The sequence below is a fragment of the Bradyrhizobium sp. LB13.1 genome (assembly GCF_054056815.1).
This window is the reverse complement of the sequence record NZ_JBSRYQ010000001.1, coordinates 1,468,821-1,485,701: the sequence shown is the minus strand read 5'-3', so window position 1 is coordinate 1,485,701 and position 16,881 is coordinate 1,468,821. Positions and strand designations below refer to the sequence as shown.

Genomic DNA, 16,881 nt, shown 5'->3' with positions numbered 1-16,881 from the left:
TGGTTGCTAATCCCCAAGGCTACTGCAGCAAGGCTGCCGCAGCATGCGCGTGCGCCCCGGGGATCCTTCGAATTGGCCGTGATGGATGCAGAACCCGCAACGACCGGACCTGCCGGCCTGATCGCGCGGCTGCGCGAAAAATTGACGGGCGGATCGAGCGAGGCGTCGCTGACGCGGCGGCTGGCAGGCACCATCTTCATCATCCGGGTGATCAGCGCGGGCCTTGCATATTTCTCGCAGGTCCTCCTCGCGCGCTGGATGGGCACGTCCGACTACGGCGTCTACGTCTATGTCTGGACCTGGGTGCTGCTGCTCGGCAGCATGATGGATTTTGGCATCTCGGCCTCCGCACAAAAAATCATTCCGGAGTACCGCACCAGCGGCGAGCAGGCGCTGCTGCGCGGCTTTCTCTCCGGCAGCCGCTGGCTGACCTTTGCCGTCTCCGCGCTGGCGTCGCTCGGCCTTGCCGGTATCGTCAAATTGCTGTCGCCCTGGATCGATCCGGCCGAGGTGCTGCCGCTCTATATCGGCTGCATGACGCTGCCCGCTTTCGTCGTCGCCAACACCCAGGACGGCATCGCGCGCTCGCATGACTGGATGCAGCTCGGCCTGATGCCGCAATTCATCATCCGCCAGGCGCTGATCATCGGCATCACGGCCTGCGCCTTTCTGCTCGGGTATCATCTCGGCGCGGTCGCCGCGATGGTCGCGAGCGCCGGCGCGGTGTGGATCGCGATGACCGGGCAGATGATGGTGCTGAACCGCAAGCTTGCCAATCACATCGAGCCGGGCCCCAAGGCTTATGACATCGGCGGCTGGCTCGCCGTCTCGCTGCCGATCCTGCTGGTCGAAAGCTTCTACTTGCTCTTGTCCTATACCGACGTGCTGGTGCTTCAGCAGTTCCGCCCCTCCGACGAGGTCGGCGTCTATTTCGCCGTGGTGAAGACGCTGGCGCTGGTCTCCTTCATCCACTACGCGATGTCGGCGACCACCGCGCATCGCTTCGCTGAATACAACGCAGCTGGCGACAAGGTGCGGCTGTCGGCTTACGTGGCGCATGCCATCAACTGGACGTTCTGGCCGTCGCTGGCGGCGACCATCGTGCTGCTCGCGCTCGGCAAGCCGCTGCTCTGGCTGTTCGGGCCGCAATTCGTGGTCGGCTACGACATCATGTTCGTCGCCGCGATCGGGCTCGTGGTGCGCTCCGCGATCGGCCCGGTCGAACGCCTGCTCAACATGCTCGGGCAGCAGAAGATCTGCGCGCTGGCCTATGCGCTGGCCTTTGTGATGAACTTGGTACTCTGCATCGCGCTGGTGCCGCGCTACGGCGGTCATGGCGCCGCCACCGCGACCTCGATCTCGCTCTGCTTCGAGACGGTGCTGCTGTTCTGGATCGTGCGACAGCGCCTCGGCCTGCACGTGCTGGCGTTCGGTAAATAGGCGCTTCACACCTGCCCTCGCGTGCTGCCCTCGGGGAACGGCTGTTTCGCAGCAGGCCCGGGAACAAAGAGAAATGCCTACCTATCGTCGGCATGCAGCACGATTTTTCTTATTGCTCCCAACCGGTTGCGCCTCAGGGAAATTTTATTCTACGTCATATTGCCCAACTGACGAGATAAACCTAAGATTCCCCGGACATGATCGATCCACTCTACGTCGCCTCCGGTTTCGGCGTCGGCCTGCTGGTCGGGATGACCGGCGTCGGCGGCGGTTCGTTGATGACGCCGCTGCTGATCCTGCTGTTCGGCATTCATCCATCGACCGCGGTCGGCACCGACCTGCTCTATGCGGCCGCCACCAAGACCGGCGGCAGCGTGGTGCATGGCTGGTCGCGCAGCGTGCACTGGCCGGCCGTGCTGCGGCTCGCCTGCGGCAGCCTTCCGGCGAGCGCGCTGACGCTGCTCGTGCTGTGGAAGCTCGACCTCAAGAGCGATTCCGAGCGCGGCCTGGTCAATCTGGTGTTGTGCTTTGCGCTGTTGCTGACTGCGACCTCGCTGATCTTCCGCAAGGCGATCATGGAGCGTTATCGGCGGCGCCTGGAGCAGGTCGATGACCGCACCACTGCGATCGCGACGGTCGTCACCGGAATCGTGCTCGGTGTGCTGGTCTCGATTTCATCGGTCGGCGCCGGCGCCGTCGGCGTCACCGTCCTGCTGCTGCTCTATCCGCGCCTGCCGATGGCGACCATCGTCGGCTCCGACATCGCCCATGCGGTCCCGCTGACGCTGGTCGCCGGAATCGGGCACTGGGCGCTTGGCGACGTCGATTGGGCGCTGATGGGCGTGCTGCTGTTGGGTTCGCTGCCCGGCATCATCGTCGGCAGCTTCAGCGCGACGCGCGTGCCCGAGACGGTACTGCGCCTGACACTTGCCAGCGTGCTGTTCGTGGTCGCCGGCAAGATCATGTTCGCCGAGCTGAACCTGTCCTCGGCATTCGTGACGGCGCTGGCCTGGACACACTGAACGAAAATGGCGGAGCTCGGCTCCGCCATTCGCCAGCCGTAGTCCCCTACTCCGCGGTCCAGCCGCCGTCGATCGAGAGGTTGGTGCCGGTGATCTGCGCGGCATCGTCGCCGCACAGGAACAGCGCGAGTGCCGCGACCTGCTCGGAGGTGACGAACTCCTTGGTCGGCTGCGCATCGAGCAGCACGTCGTTGATCACCTGCTCGCGCGTAAGGTTGCGCGCCTTCATCGTGTCGGGAATTTGCCTCTCTACCAGCGGCGTCCAGACATAGCCGGGGCTGATGCAGTTGCAGGTGATCTTGCTGGTCGCGACCTCCAGCGCCACGGTCTTGGTCAGGCCGGCGATGCCGTGCTTGGCCGACACATAGGCCGACTTGAAGGGCGAGGCGACCAGCGAGTGCGCGGAAGCGGTATTGATGATGCGGCCCCAGCCCTTCTTCTTCATGCCGGGCACGGCGGCGCGAATGGCATGGAAGGCCGAGGACAGGTTGATCGCGATGATCTGATCCCACTTCTCCGGCGGGAATTCCTCGATCGGCGAGACGAACTGGATGCCGGCATTGTTGACGAGGATGTCGACCGAACCGAAACTCTTCTCGCCGAGCGCGATCATCCCGGCGATCTCGGCCGGCTTGGTCATGTCGGCAGGCGAATAGACCGCCTTCACGCCGAAATCGGACTCGATCTTGGCGCGCTCCTTCTCGATGTCCTCCGGCGAGCCGAACCCGTTGATGACGACATTGGCGCCGGCGGCGGCGAAGGCGCGCGCATAGGCGAGCCCGATGCCGCTGGTCGACCCGGTCACGACGGCATTCTTGCCTGACAGACTACCCATATTCATTCGCTCCTTTTTGGCGGGGGCGCGGTGACGTCCCCCGTGAGATCGTAGGTCACCATGGTCTCGCCCGATTGCGGCCGCTCGAGCCAGTCCTTGTGGCGCATCGACAGATGCACATCGCGCACGCCGGCTTCCCAATGCTCGACCATGGCGACATGCGAGAAGTCGTAATCCTTGGACGAGGATTCGTAGTTCTTGCTGCGGTAGATCAGGTGCACCACAGTAACAGTGCTTTCGCGCGATACCTTGGCAAGGAATTCCACGGAAGGGTCGTTCTTGAGATAATCGGGCAATTTGGAAATCAGGTCGCGCACGGCCCTGCGGGCGTTGTGCACCTGCTTGTTCTTGTCGGTGTTCATCCGCGTGCGGCTGGAGAAGCGGATGTCCTTCTCGCGCTCGGTGGCCTCGAGCAGCGACGTCGGCAGATCGCCGCGGGCGCTGAACAGGTCGATCTGGAAGATCAGGAGGTCGCGGTCGACCTCGGCGTCCAGCACGTAGTCGAGCGGCGTGTTGGAGGCGATGCCGCCGTCCCAATAATGCTCGCCGTCGATCACGACGGACGGAAAGCCCGGCGGCAACGCGCCGGAGGCCATGATGTGCTCCGGGCCGATTTTCTTGCCACGCTTCTTGAATTCGTAATTGTCGAAATACTTGAAGTTGCCGGAGGTGACGCCGACCGCACCGACCGACAGCCGTGTCTTCAAGTCATTGATGCGGTCGAAATCGACAAGGCGCTCCAGTGTCTTCTTCAGTGGCGCGGTGTCGTAGTAGCTCTGCGCCTGTGGGCTGCCGGGGGGCCAGAGCAGCGCCGGAGGCAGGCGAGGCACGAAGAAGCCGGGCACGCCGAACGTTGCGATGAGCGCGGCGCTGCTGGAGTTGAACAGCTCGCGGCTGTGATCGCTCTTGCCGATCGGCTTCCACGGCACCGGCGCGGAGACCATCTCCCAGAATTCCTTGAGCCGCTTGACCCGCGTCTGCCCTTCGTTGCCGGCAATGATCGCGGCGTTGATCGCGCCGATCGAGATGCCGGCCACCCATTCCGGCTCGAAGCCGGCATGGCAGAGCGACTGATAGGCGCCGGCCTGATAGGAGCCGAGCGCGCCGCCGCCCTGGAGGACCAGGACGCGTTGCGCATTCGCGGGGACTGTTGCGATTTCCGGGCTATGATCTGTCATGTGGGAACAGTAGCAAAAGGCGAGCCACCGTGGCGACAGTTTCGCCGCGGCGTCAATGCATCCCGGGATCAAGTCTGGCTTATCGGGGGTCGGTCGAGGCCAGGATCATGGTCCAGAACACCTTGTATTTGGTGCCGGGAGCATAACCCGCCGCTATGCCCAATTTTGTGACACCGCTCTTGAGCATGTTGGCGCGGTGCGGGGGCGAGTCGCGCCAGCCGGAAAACGCTTCCGCCAGCGTATGATAGCCGGCCGAGACGTTCTCAACCGCAACATTCGCCGGATAGCTGCCGGCGCTGAGGCGCTTGGCCAGCGGCGCGCGGACGTCATGGTCCATCTTGTTGGCCGCCGCCATGGCCAGTGACTGGGATTCGGCGAGCCGCATCAGATCGGGGTCGATCACGACGGTGCCGAGCCCGTTATTCTGGCGGTATTGCGAGATCATGATCGCAGCCGCCTGCGCATCGAGCTTGGTGCCGGGGACGGACATATCGGCATACATGGACGGCTGCTGGACCGGCGCTTCGTTGCCGGCGCAGCCGGCGAGCAGCAAAGTGATGAGTATCGCGGCCGCGGCGCGCATGAACAGAAGCCCCCAAATCAGGGGCCGTTGTTGCATAGCAACCGTGGCTGAAAGGTGAATATTGAAGAAAAATTGACCCGTCGAGCCGGCTCAGGCGCCCGCAAATATCCGGTAGCGGCGGGGCTCCAGGCCAATCGTATCGCCGGCGCGCAGTTCCCTGTCGCGGGGGGCGTCGATCTCGATGGTCTCGCCGCCTGACAGGGCGACCTCGGCCCGCTGCACGGGGCCGAAATTCCGGACGTGCTGAACCGCGCCCTCGAAAGCGCCGCTGCCGGGCGGCCCGACCAGCATGTCGTGTCGCCGCACGAACAGTCTTGACGCGCCAGGCGCAAGGCCGTCGGCCGCAAGCCGCAGCGGCCGATCGCCGAGCCTGATGACGCCACCTTCGATCTTGACCGGCAGCTCGATGGACTCACCGATGAAGCCGTGGACGAAGGCCGTCGCCGGAGTTTCGTAGACGTCGTCGGGCGAACCGATCTGCTCGATCCTGCCCTTGTCCATCACCACGACACGGTTGGCGACTTCCAGCGCCTCCTCCTGGTCATGGGTGACGAAGATCGATGTGACGTTGATCTCGTGGTGCAGCGACCGCAGCCATCTGCGCAGCTCTTTCCGCACCTTGGCGTCGAGCGCGCCGAAGGGTTCGTCGAGCAGCAGGATGCGCGGCTCGATAGCGAGCGCGCGGGCGAGTGCGATGCGCTGGCGCTGGCCACCCGAAAGCTGGCTCGGATAGCGGTCGGCGAGCCAGTCGAGCTGCACAAGATCAAGCAGCTCCTTGACGCGTGCACGAATGGTAGACTCATCCTTGCGGATGGCGCGCGGCTGCACGCGGAGGCCGAAGGCGACGTTCTCGAACACCGTCATGTGGCGGAACAGCGCATAGTGCTGGAATACGAAGCCGACGTGGCGTTCGCGCGCGCCCTGCGCCAGCGCGTCCTCGCCGTTGAAGGCGACGTCACCTGAATCAGGCCAATCGAGGCCGGCGATGATGCGCAGCAGCGTGGTCTTGCCGGAACCGGACGGGCCGAGCAGCGCCAGCAGCTCGCCGTTGTCGACCTTGAGGTCGACGCCATCGAGGGCTTTGAAGCTGTCGAACTTCTTGACGAGATTCCTGACTTCAATGGTCACTTGCGTCGTGTCCTTCGTCGAGATGATGTTCGAGAACGGTCTTGGCGATCAGCGTGATCAGCGCCAGCATTGCGAGGAGCGATGCGATCGCGAACGCCGCGACGAACTGGTATTCGTTGTAGAGAATCTCGACCAGGAGCGGCATGGTGTTGGTCTCGCCGCGGATATGGCCGGAGACGACGGACACTGCGCCGAACTCGCCCATCGCGCGCGCGTTGCAGAGCAGGACGCCATAGAGCACGCCCCATTTGATATTGGGCAGCGCGACACGGAAGAAGGTCTGCAGGCCCGAGGCGCCGAGCGAGATCGCGGCCTCCTCCTCCTGCGTGCCTTGCTCCTGCATCAGCGGAATCAGCGCGCGCGCCACGAAGGGGAAGGTCACGAAGGTGGTCGCGAGCGCAATGCCGGGCACGGCGAACAGGATCTGGATGTCGTGATCGCGCAGCCAGCTCCCGAAATAGCCCTGCGCGCCGAACAGCAGCACGAAGACGAGGCCCGAGATCACCGGGCTCACCGAGAACGGCAGGTCGATCAGCGTGATCAGGAAGGTCTTGCCCCTAAACTCGAACTTCGCGATGGCCCAGGCCGCGACGAGACCGAACACGAGGTTGAGGCCGACTGAGATCGCGGCTACCACCAGTGTCAGCTTGATCGCGGACAACGCCTCCGGGTCGGCCAGCGCGGCGAGATAAGCGAGGATTCCCTTCGAGAAGGCCTGCGCGAACACGACCACCAGCGGCAGCACAACGAAGACAGAGAGAAAGATCATCGCCAGCGCGATGATAATGATGCGGACCGCGCGTGGTTCGGTGCGAAGGCTGTTCCGCGCAGCTGCCGCATGCGCGCGTGCCTTGGCGTCGGGGGCCGAGAGTGATACGGAATCAGCGATCTGCATCGTCATGATCCGCCCTCAGCGCGCCGGGATCCGGCTCCGCGCCCAGCGCTGGAGCCGGTTGACGGCGAAGATGATGACGAAAGACACGACGAGCATGACCACAGCGATGGCGGTCGCGTCGGCATAACGAAACTCCGACAGCCGGATCACGATCAGGAGTGGCGCGATCTCGGACACGTTCGGCAGATTGCCGGCGATGAAGATCACCGAGCCGTATTCGCCGACGGCGCGGGCGAAGGCGAGCGCAAGCCCGGTGAGCAGCGCCGGCCCGAGCGAGGGCAGGATCACGCGGATGATGGTCTGCCAGCGGCTGGCGCCAAGGCTGCCCGCGGCCTCCTCGATCTCGGGATCGAGATCCTGGAGCACCGGTTGAACCGTGCGCACCACGAAGGGAATGCCGATGAAGATCATCGCGACGAAGATGCCGAGCGGCGTGAACGCCACCTTGATGCCGGCCGCCGCAAGTGGCGCGCCGAGCCAACCCTTCTCGGCGAACAACGCGGTCAGCGCGACGCCGGCGACCGCCGTCGGCAACGCGAAGGGCACGTCGACGATGGCATCGAACAGTCGCCGACCGGGGAAGCGGTAGCGCACCAGCGCCCAGACGATGATGCTGCCCATCACCAGATTGACGCAGGCCGCCGCAAACGCGAGCCCGAAGGAGACGCGAAGCGCGTTCAGGGTGCGGCGGCTGGAGATGATGGCCCAGAACTGTTCCAGGCTCAGCTCCAGTGATTTCAGGAACAGCCCGGCGAGCGGAATCAGGATGATGATCGACAACCAGGAAAGCGTCAGTCCCATCGTGAGACCGAAGCCCGGCAATGTCCGGCGTCGTGCTGCGACTGCGCTCACCAGGCCCCCTGTTAACGCCCCTTCGCCAGCGCCCGATCAGTTCTTGTAGATCTGATCAAAGACGCCGCCGTCGGCAAAATGTTCCTTCTGCGCCTTGGTCCAGCCGCCGAACACATCGTCGATCGTGAACAGCTCGACCTTTGCGAAGGAGTTTTCATATTTTTTGGCGATCTCGGGATCGCGCGGACGATAGAAGTTGCGTGCCGCGATTTCCTGACCTTCCTTGGTATACCAATATTGAAGGTAGGCGTCGGCGGCGTTGCGGGTGCCTTTTTTATCGGCAACCTTGTCGACGATGGTCACCGGCGGTTCCGCCAGGATCGAGAGCGGCGGCGCCACGATCTCGAATTTCTCCGGACCGAATTCCTTCAGCGCCAGATAGGCCTCGTTCTCCCAGGCGAGCAGCACGTCGCCGACGCCGCGCTCGACGAAGGTCACGGTCGCGCCGCGCGCACCGGTGTCGAGCACCGGCACCTGCTGATACAACTTGCCGATGAAGTCCTTCGCTTTGTCGACTGAACCGTATTTCTTCTGCGCAAAACCCCAAGCCGCGAGATAATTCCAGCGCGCACCGCCCGACGTCTTCGGGTTCGGCGTGATCACCGCGACACCCGGCTTGAGCAGATCGTCCCAGTCCTTGATGCCTTTGGGATTGCCCCTGCGGACCAGAAACACGATGGTCGAGGTGTAGGGCGATGAATTTTGCGGCAACCGCTTCTGCCAGTCGGCCGCCGTGAGGCCTTTGCCCGCGATAGCGTCAATGTCGTAGGCGAGCGCAAGCGTCACCACGTCGGCCTGCAATCCGTCGATCACAGCGCGCGCCCTGCGACCCGCTGCCGCCATGCGACTGCTTGATCTCGACGCTCTTGCCGGTTTCCTTCTGATAGGCACTGGCGAACGCCTTGTTGAACTCGGCATAGAGCTCACGCGTCGGATCATACGATACGTTCAGCAGATTGATGTCGGCGGCGAGAGCCGAGCTTGCCAGCAAGCCTGTCACGAGAAGTCCTGCAGCGAGCGGAACGATACGGCGCATCATGTCCATCTCCATTCACTTCGATGACGTCGGTGTCAGCGAAGACCTGCAGGCATAACTCGGATCCAAACGGGCTTAAGTCAACGGAACCGGATTTTCTTGTTCGTAGCCGGGCAGCGCGACTGTGCTACGAAATCTTCATCGTGTGGATGCCGCATTCTGTCTTGGCCCGGCCGCGCCACCGACCGGCGCGTTCGTCTTCGCCTTCAGCCGTTCTGCTCGTGCAAGGCATACACCCAACCGACAGGAAACCGGACTCCACCAGAGGATGGCGCGGCAATTTGGCGCGGGCGAAAATCGCCTCGAGTTCCTCGCGCGAGACATTGGCGAAAGGATTGAACTTCAACCGCGCGCCGTCGTCCTCGACCACCGGAATGTCGGCGCGCGTGCTGCCCTGGAAGCGCTTGCGGCCGTTGAGCCACGCATCGAACGGTTTCAGCGCACGCGCCAGCGGCTCGACCTTGCGGATACGGCAGCAAGCGTCGGGATCCGAGAACCAGAGGTCGCGGTCGGGATCTTCGCGCGACAGCGTCTCTTCGGCAGGTTTGATCGAGCGGACGTCCGTCAGGCCCAGCGTCGCGATCAGCGTGTCGCGATAGGCCAACGTCTCCTCGAACAGCCAGCCGGTATCGAGGAAGATCACGGGAATCGCCGGATCGACGTCAGCCATGACTTTCAGCAGCGTCGCCGATTCCGTGCCGAAGGACGACACCAGCGCCAGCTTCTCGCGCCCGACCGTCTTCAGCGCAGCGGCAATGATTTCAGCGGGCGAGGCATCGCGTAGGGCATGATCGAGCTCCTCCGCTGAGGGCAGCGCAGAGACGGACATCGACGGAACCTGAGGCGCGATTGCGTTCACGTGCCGACACCCTCAGAGTGACGCAGCTGCATGCGCCGGTGCAGTGCCGTGATCCGGCCGTCGCCGGTCGGCTGGTAGAATACCGAATAGCGCTTCGCGGTCTGCATGAAGGCTTCCGCGTCGGCCTGCTTCTTGACGTCGAAGGAATCGAAGCCGGCGCGGAGCATGAACACGAACTGGTCGCGCAGGATCTGGCCGGTGGCACGCAGGTCGCCGCGATAATTGTAGCGCTCGCGCAGCAGCCGCGCCTGGCTGTAGGCGCGTCCGTCGCGGAAGGTCGGGAACACCAGCGCGACGACGGCAATCTTGCCGAGATACGGCACCAGCTCGGCGATGTCGCGATTATTCGGCCAGATCACGCCGATCTTGCCGGTCCGCTTGAGCAACGCATCCGCCTCGCCGACGAAGCGCTCGGCCGGCACCAGGATGTCGCCGCCCTCGGGCAGCGGCGTGTCTACGGCGAGCTTGACGAAGCTGTCGTCGACGATCTTTCCGCCGTTAACGAGTGGCATAAACGCGCTCCTTGAAGGGTTCGACGCCGAGGCGCTTTACGGTGTCCATGAACAGCTCTTCCGGCCGCTCGCGCAGCGCCAGATAGGCCTCCACGATGTCCTCGACGACGTCGGCGACCTCGTCGAACTTGACGCCAGGGCCGATCAGATTGCCGAGTGCGGCGCTCTCGTCGGCGCGGCCGCCGATGGTGATCTGGTAGACTTCCTCGCCGTTCTTCTCGACGCCGAGAATGCCGATATGGCCGACATGGTGATGGCCGCATGCATTGATGCAGCCGGAGATGTTGATGTGGAGACGGCCGATCAGATTGGCGAGCTCGTGATTGGCGAAGCGCCGCGTCAATTCCTGCGCGATCGGGATCGAGCGCGCATTCGCCAGCGAGCAATAGTCGAGCCCCGGGCAGGCGATGATGTCGGTGATCAGATTGACGTTCGGTGTCGCCAGCCCGAGCTTGTCCAGCGCCTTCCACAGGGCCGGCAGGTCGCGCTTGGCAACGTGCGGCAGAGCGAGGTTCTGCTCGTGGCCGACGCGAATCTCACCGAATGAGTATTTGTCGGCGAGATCGGCCAGTGCATCCATCTGCTCTGCGGTGGCATCGCCCGGAGGCGCGCCGATCGGCTTCAGCGAGATCGTGACGATGGAATAGCCCTGGACCTTGTGCGGGGCGACCGAGTTCTTGCGCCACGCCTCGAAATCAGGATCGGCCGCGGCTTGGCGCAGCTGGTCCGGCATGTGCGGCAGCTTCTCGTAGGACGGGTAGGCGAAGCGCGAGCGGATGTCCTCGATCACCTCGTCGTCGATCTGGAGCGAGGAGTTGCGGATGTGCTGCCACTCTTCCTCGACCTCGCGCGAGAATTTCTCGATGCCGAGCTCGTGCACCAGGATCTTGATGCGCGCCTTGTAGATGTTGTCGCGGCGGCCGTACTGATTGTAGACGCGCAGGATCGCTTCGATATAGCTGAGGATGTCGCGGCCATGCACGAAGTGCTTGATGGTCTTGGCGATGAACGGCGTGCGGCCGAGCCCGCCACCGACCAGTACCTCGAAGCCGGTCTCGCCCTTCTCGTTCTTGATCAGGCGCAGGCCGATATCGTGGATCTTGATCGCCGCGCGGTCATGGTCCGACGCGGTGATTGCGATCTTGAACTTGCGCGGCAGGAACGAGAATTCCGGATGCAGCGTGGTGTGCTGGCGGATCAGCTCCGACCAGATGCGGGGGTCTTCGATCTCGCCGGGCGCGACGCCGGCCCACTGGTCCGAGGTGACGTTACGCATGTTGTTGCCGGAGGTCTGCATCGCATGGATGCCGACCTCGGCGAGATCAGCCAGCGCATCCGGCAATTCGGCGAGCTTGATCCAGTTGAACTGGATGTTCTGCCGCGTGGTGAAATGGCCGTAGCCGCGGTCGTATTTGCGCGCGACATGAGCGAGCGCCCGCAACTGGTTCGATGCCAGCGTCCCGTAGGGGATCGCGACGCGGAACATGTAGGCGTGCAGTTGCAGGTAGACGCCGTTCTGAAGCCGCAGGATCTTGAACTCGTCCTCGGTGAGCTCGCCGGAGAGGCGGCGCTTCACCTGGTCGCGGAACTCCGAGACGCGCTCGTTGACGAGCGTGCGGTCGATTTCATCGTAAGCATACATAAGAAAACGCCTTAAACCTGTACCGGCTGTCCGATGGTCACGCCGGTGCGGCGGATCTGTTCGCGCAGATTTCCGGGTTCGATCTTGCCGTCCGCACCGACCTGTACTGGTGCGATATAGGGACCGATCGCGCCGACGTCATCGGCAACAGACTCCGCAAGCAACGCTTTCGCCTCGTCGGAGTTGCGCACGATCGCGGCTTCCGACAGGTCCGCGGACCAGCTCATGGCGGCGGTGCGGTAAACGACGATGCCGTCCCAGGTACGGTTGGCGGTTACGACCGAGGGGCCGGCGATTTTGATCTTCTTCTGTTCAAGCGGGGAGGTCATTCGGCTGCATCCAATAGGTCAGAGATGATTTGCTTTGGGGTTTGGCGGCGAAGCGAGCCGGCATGCCGGACCACATCGCCGATGATGAGAATGGCGGGGCCGCCGTTGGTCCGCCGCACCAGTTCGGGCAGGTCGCGCAGCGTGCCGATCGCGCCTTGCGCATCGGGACGCGTGACGCGGGCGAACACGCCGACCGGCGTCTCCGGCGAACGGCCGGCGGCAAACAGGCCGGCGCGGATCGCGGGGGCAGCCGTCATGCCCATGTAGACCACGACGGTCATCTTTGCGTCGGTCAACGTCGACCAGTCCACCGTCTCCGCGTCGCGCGCCTTGTGCGCGGTGAGGAAGGTGATGCGGGTCGCTTCATGACGGTAGGTGAGCGGCACCTCGAAATCGGCGGCGCCGCCGAGCCCTGCGGTGATGCCGGGAATGATCGAATAGGGCAACGACAGCTGCACGCAGGGCTTCGACTTCTTCGCCACCGCGGCCGAACACGAAGGGATCGCCGCCCTTCAGCCGCACCACGCGCTGGCCGGATTGCGCGGCCTCGATCATGCGCCTGTTGATCGCGTCCTGCCCGATGCCGGGCTTGCCGACGCGGCGGCCGACCGGCACGCGCGTGGTGTCGCGGCGGATGCGGTCGAGAATTTCGGGCGAAACCAGTTCGTCATGGAAGACGGTATCGGCGTCCTGCAATGCGCGCAGCGCCTTGATGGTGAGCAAATCCGGATCGCCGGGTCCGGCGCCGACCAGTGCGACGGAGCCTTCCGGCTTGTCGGCGCGCGCGAACGCGGACGGATCGGTGATCCTGTTCAGCGCCGCTCCAGCCTCGCCCTTGCGGCCGGCCAGAACGGCGGCGCCGATCGGGCCGTCGATGACGCGCTCCCAGAAGCGGCGGCGCAGCGGAAACTCGGCAATACGTTCGTTGATGGATTTGCGGAAGCCGCCGATGAACTCGGCAAGCTCGCCGATCCGCGCCGGCAGCAACGCCTCGATCTTTTCGCGCACGCGCCGCGCGACGACCGGCGACGTTCCGCCGGTACCGACAGCGACCACGACATCGCCGCGATCGACGATCGCAGGGAAGATGAAGCTGGAATGTTCGAGATCGTCCATGACGTTGACGGGCAGGCCGAGCGCCTTGGCGCGGGCCGACATCGCCACACCGATATCCCCCGCGCCTGCGCAAACGATGGCGATGACGCCGGCGAGATCGGCGGCGAGCGGATCGCCGGCCACAACTTCGATACGCACTGCGTCCGCAGGGCTCAAACCCAAGTCCTGATTGCCGTCGATCGTATGCACGCGAATGCGCGCACCGGCAGCGGCGAGCACACGCAACTTGGCGCGCAAAAGCTCACCCGCGCCGATGAGGACCACCGGGCCGGCCTTGAGATCGAGAAACACCGGCAAGAACCGCATGCGATACTCGCTTCCCCCACCATCCGGGGTTGACTGGAATTATTTTCTATATATGTGTCGTTTCGAGCGCGCAAAGAGAAAATTTTTTCTTCTCTCCCGCACCGCAACTATAGAATTTTCGCCTCCAAACGCAAAGTGGCAGAGATGCATCTTCTCAAGGACGATTCCGCAGCAAACGGACTGAGCAGCCCCGCATTCACCGTGCGCGCGCCCGCGAAAGAATTTTCTGCTGACCTTGCCCCGAGCATGGACCATCTCGACCAGCTTGAAGCCCAGAGTATCTATATCTTCCGCGAAGCCTTCGGTCGCCTCAAGAAGATTGCCCTGCTGTGGTCGCTCGGCAAGGACTCCAATGTCATGATCTGGCTGGCGCGCAAGGCGTTCTTCGGCCGCCTGCCGTTCCCGGCCCTTCATGTCGACACCGGCAAGAAGTTTCCGGAGATGTATCGCTTCCGCGATCACTACGGCAAGGAGTGGGAGCTGGATCTGCGCGTCGAGCCCTGCCCGCCCATCGATGCCGTCGACCCAACGCTGCCCCCCGCCGCCCGTTCCGCCGCGCGCAAGACCGAGGGTCTCAAGATGGCGCTCGGCAAATACGGTTTTGACGGCCTGATTGCCGGCATCCGCCGCGACGAGGAGGCGACGCGCGCCAAGGAGCGCGTGTTCTCGCCGCGCGGCCTGGAGGGCAATTGGGACGTGCGCGACCAGCCGCCGGAGTTCTGGGATCATTTCAACGCCTCGCCGCCGCAAGGCGCGCATCTGCGCATTCACCCGATCCTGCATTGGACCGAGTCCGACATCTGGGCCTACACCAAGCGCGAGAACATCCCGATCATTCCGCTTTATCTCTCGCAAAACGGCAAGCGCTACCGCTCGCTGGGCGATCAGGACATCACCAATCCAGTCGCTTCGACGGCGTCGAACATCGACGAGATCCTGGTCGAGCTCGAGGAGACCAAGGTGCCGGAACGTGCCGGGCGCGCGCTCGACCACGAGACCGAGGACGCTTTCGAGCGCCTCCGTGTCGCCGGCTATCTCTGATCAAGGACGCGAGCGCCGTATGAACATGATCGTCACCCCCGCTTCGCCCGCCACGCCGAACGGCACCACGCGGCCCCAAGTCCGCATCGTCATCGTCGGCCATGTCGACCACGGCAAGTCGACGCTGGTCGGCCGCCTGCTGCACGAGACCGGCAGCCTGCCCGACGGCAAGCTCGAGATGCTCAAGGCCGTCAGCGCGCGGCGCGGCATGCCGTTCGAATGGTCATTCCTGCTCGATGCGCTCCAGACCGAGCGCGACCAGGGCATCACCATCGACACCACGCAGATCCGCTTCCGCACCAATTCGCGCGACATCGTGCTGATCGACGCGCCCGGCCACGCCGAATTCCTGCGCAACATGATCACCGGCGCCTCGCAGGCCGACGGCGCGGTGCTGATCATCGACGCGCTCGAAGGCGTGCGCGATCAGACCCGACGACACGGCTATCTCTTGCATCTGCTCGGCGTGAAGCAGGTCGCGGTCGTCGTCAACAAGATGGACCGCGTCGACTTCTCCGCCGAGCGCTTCAACGAAATCAGCGACGAGATCTCGGCGCATCTGCTGGGCCTCGGCGTGAAGCCCACGGCCGTGATTCCGATTTCCGCCCGCGACGGCGACGGCGTCGCCGAGCGCACCGACCGGATCGGCTGGTACAAGGGCCCGACTGTGGTCGAGGCGCTGGACAGGCTCGAGCCGGCCCAGCCGCTGGAGGCGCTGGCGCTGCGGCTGCCGGTGCAGGCGATCTACAAATTCGACGACCGCCGCATCGTGGCTGGCCGTATCGAATCCGGCAGCCTCATCGCCGGCGACGAGATCGTGATCATGCCGGCCGGCAAGATCGCCAGGATCAAGACGGTCGAGAGCTGGCCGGTGACGCCGGTTGCGGGACGCCAGGGTGCGGGCCGTTCGGTCGGCATCACGCTCGACCGCGAGCTGTTCGTCGAGCGCGGCGATATCATCGCGCATGCCAACAGCGCCCCGCGTGAGACGCGGCGGTTGCGCGCGCGGATCTTCTGGCTGCACGACAAGCCGCTGGCCAAGGGCGACCAGCTCCTGGTGCGCTGCGGACCCAAGGAAAGCCGCGCCACCGTCGTCGCGATCGAGAAAGCCGTCGATCCGGGCGAACTGTCGAGCGTCGAGAACAAGGCGATCGGCCGTAACCATGTCGGCGAGATCGACATCTCTCTTTCCAATTCGATTGCCACCGACCCCTACACCGAGAACCCGCGCACTGGCCGCATCGTGATCGAGGTGTCTGGGCGCATCGCGGGCGGCGGCCTCGTGCTGTCGGTCGATGCCGGCCAGCGCGCCCTGCCCGTGGACATCGTGCCGGTGGAATCCGCGCTGCGGCCCGACGAACGGTCTGCGCGCTATCAGCACAACGGCGCCGTGGTCTGGCTTACGGGCCTGCCGGCGTCCGGCAAGTCGACGCTGGCCAAGGCGCTGGAGCGGCGGCTGTTTTCGAATGGCGGCTCGCCGATCCTGCTCGACGGCGACACGCTGCGCGCCGGGCTCAACAGCGATCTCGGCTTCTCGGCCGCCGATCGCAGCGAGAACATCCGCCGTCTCGCCGAAGTCGCGACGCATCTCGCGCGCAACGGCCATATCGCCATTGTCGCCGCCGTCTCGCCCGCCCGCGAGGACCGCGCCGCCGCGCGCCGCATCGCCGACACTTCGTTCCGCGAGATTCATGTCGCGACCCCGGCCGGCGTGTGCGAAGAGCGCGATCCCAAGGGACACTACAAGAAGGCCCGCGCCGGCGCGCTCGCGTCGTTCACCGGCATCGGCAACGATTACGAGACGCCGCAGGCCGCCGAGCTCGTGATCGACACCTCGACGCGGACGGTCGCCGAGGCGGCCGACGAGATCGAGCAGATGCTGAAGACGACCGGCGTGCTGTTCGACGAAGTCGTGGACCTCGCCGCGAATATTTGAAGCCGGGCTGCTGCTCCGCTGTCGTCGGCCGGCTTGACCGGGCGACCCAGGGCGGATTCCACCGACAGCAGTGATTCAGCCAGAGGCCGCGGCGTACTAGATTTCCCCGCCTTCGCGGAGAATGACGCCGGTGCGTGGCCGCCCACCGCGCCTTGACATTTTGACAGACGT

14 protein-coding genes and 2 pseudogenes are annotated in these 16,881 nt (G+C 64.4%); 4 read left to right on the top strand and 12 right to left on the bottom strand.

Annotated features, from left to right (window positions below; genetic code table 11):
* The first annotated feature begins 72 nt into the window (after positions 1 to 72).
* Together ACVWYI_RS06940 and ACVWYI_RS06935 are read left to right on the top strand one after the other, a co-directional pair.
* A complete protein-coding gene (locus ACVWYI_RS06940) occupies positions 73 to 1,440 on the top strand; it encodes a flippase (RefSeq protein ID WP_456661574.1) in 1,368 nt (455 codons plus the stop codon).
* Positions 1,441 to 1,637: 197 nt separating this feature from the next.
* Positions 1,638 to 2,462, top strand: a complete 825-nt coding sequence (locus ACVWYI_RS06935) for a sulfite exporter TauE/SafE family protein (RefSeq protein WP_247343720.1) — start codon at positions 1,638 to 1,640, stop codon at positions 2,460 to 2,462.
* Positions 2,463 to 2,508: 46 nt separating this feature from the next.
* Here ACVWYI_RS06935 and ACVWYI_RS06930 read toward each other — a convergent pair whose 3' ends face one another.
* The 12 genes and pseudogenes from ACVWYI_RS06930 to cysG all read right to left on the bottom strand — a co-directional run bounded on the left by ACVWYI_RS06930 (position 2,509) and on the right by cysG (position 13,733).
* On the bottom strand, positions 2,509 to 3,297 hold the full coding sequence (locus tag ACVWYI_RS06930) for a 3-hydroxybutyrate dehydrogenase (RefSeq protein ID WP_247446316.1): 789 nt from the start codon (positions 3,295 to 3,297) through the stop codon (positions 2,509 to 2,511).
* Positions 3,298 to 3,299: 2 nt separating this feature from the next.
* Entirely contained in the window at positions 3,300 to 4,475 is a 1,176-nt protein-coding gene (locus tag ACVWYI_RS06925) for a DUF3734 domain-containing protein (RefSeq protein ID WP_247446315.1), read from the bottom strand.
* Between the two features lie 79 nt (positions 4,476 to 4,554).
* Complete coding sequence (locus ACVWYI_RS06920; RefSeq protein WP_456664489.1) at positions 4,555 to 5,058, bottom strand: CAP domain-containing protein; 504 nt, start codon at positions 5,056 to 5,058, stop codon at positions 4,555 to 4,557.
* Positions 5,059 to 5,148: 90 nt separating this feature from the next.
* Complete coding sequence (locus ACVWYI_RS06915) at positions 5,149 to 6,186, bottom strand: sulfate/molybdate ABC transporter ATP-binding protein (RefSeq protein WP_247446314.1); 1,038 nt, start codon at positions 6,184 to 6,186, stop codon at positions 5,149 to 5,151.
* Entirely contained in the window at positions 6,176 to 7,087 is a 912-nt protein-coding gene (gene cysW / locus ACVWYI_RS06910) for a sulfate ABC transporter permease subunit CysW (RefSeq protein ID WP_456661573.1), read from the bottom strand. Before cysW ends, ACVWYI_RS06915 begins: the two co-directional genes overlap by 11 nt.
* Positions 7,088 to 7,096: 9 nt before the next feature.
* Positions 7,097 to 7,933: a sulfate ABC transporter permease subunit CysT gene (cysT, locus tag ACVWYI_RS06905; RefSeq protein ID WP_354103031.1), complete on the bottom strand. Its 837-nt coding sequence runs from the start codon at positions 7,931 to 7,933 to the stop codon at positions 7,097 to 7,099.
* A 36-nt stretch (positions 7,934 to 7,969) separates the two neighbouring features.
* Positions 7,970 to 8,984, bottom strand: a pseudogene (locus tag ACVWYI_RS06900) (sulfate ABC transporter substrate-binding protein).
* A gap of 112 nt (positions 8,985 to 9,096) precedes the next feature.
* Positions 9,097 to 9,828: a phosphoadenylyl-sulfate reductase gene (locus ACVWYI_RS06895; RefSeq protein ID WP_247343738.1), complete on the bottom strand. Its 732-nt coding sequence runs from the start codon at positions 9,826 to 9,828 to the stop codon at positions 9,097 to 9,099.
* Positions 9,825 to 10,340 carry a DUF934 domain-containing protein gene (locus tag ACVWYI_RS06890; protein WP_247343742.1) on the bottom strand — a complete coding sequence of 172 codons (516 nt, stop codon included), beginning with the start codon at positions 10,338 to 10,340 and terminating at the stop codon, positions 9,825 to 9,827. Before ACVWYI_RS06890 ends, ACVWYI_RS06895 begins: the two co-directional genes overlap by 4 nt.
* On the bottom strand, positions 10,327 to 11,982 hold the full coding sequence (locus ACVWYI_RS06885; RefSeq protein WP_247446310.1) for a nitrite/sulfite reductase: 1,656 nt from the start codon (positions 11,980 to 11,982) through the stop codon (positions 10,327 to 10,329). The genes ACVWYI_RS06890 and ACVWYI_RS06885 overlap by 14 nt, the downstream gene beginning before the upstream one ends.
* Positions 11,983 to 11,993: 11 nt before the next feature.
* Positions 11,994 to 12,311: a DUF2849 domain-containing protein gene (locus tag ACVWYI_RS06880; RefSeq protein WP_247343749.1), complete on the bottom strand. Its 318-nt coding sequence runs from the start codon at positions 12,309 to 12,311 to the stop codon at positions 11,994 to 11,996.
* Positions 12,308 to 13,733 (bottom strand): annotated as a pseudogene (cysG, locus tag ACVWYI_RS06875) (siroheme synthase CysG). Before cysG ends, ACVWYI_RS06880 begins: the two are co-directional and overlap by 4 nt.
* Positions 13,734 to 13,979: 246 nt before the next feature.
* On the opposite strand from cysG, the gene cysD reads away from it, so the two are divergent.
* Together cysD and cysC are read left to right on the top strand one after the other, a co-directional pair.
* Positions 13,980 to 14,774 carry a sulfate adenylyltransferase subunit CysD gene (gene cysD, locus ACVWYI_RS06870; RefSeq protein ID WP_247344330.1) on the top strand — a complete coding sequence of 265 codons (795 nt, stop codon included), beginning with the start codon at positions 13,980 to 13,982 and terminating at the stop codon, positions 14,772 to 14,774.
* A 19-nt stretch (positions 14,775 to 14,793) separates the two neighbouring features.
* Positions 14,794 to 16,710: an adenylyl-sulfate kinase gene (gene cysC, locus ACVWYI_RS06865; RefSeq protein WP_456661572.1), complete on the top strand. Its 1,917-nt coding sequence runs from the start codon at positions 14,794 to 14,796 to the stop codon at positions 16,708 to 16,710.
* Positions 16,711 to 16,881: the final 171 nt, after the last annotated feature.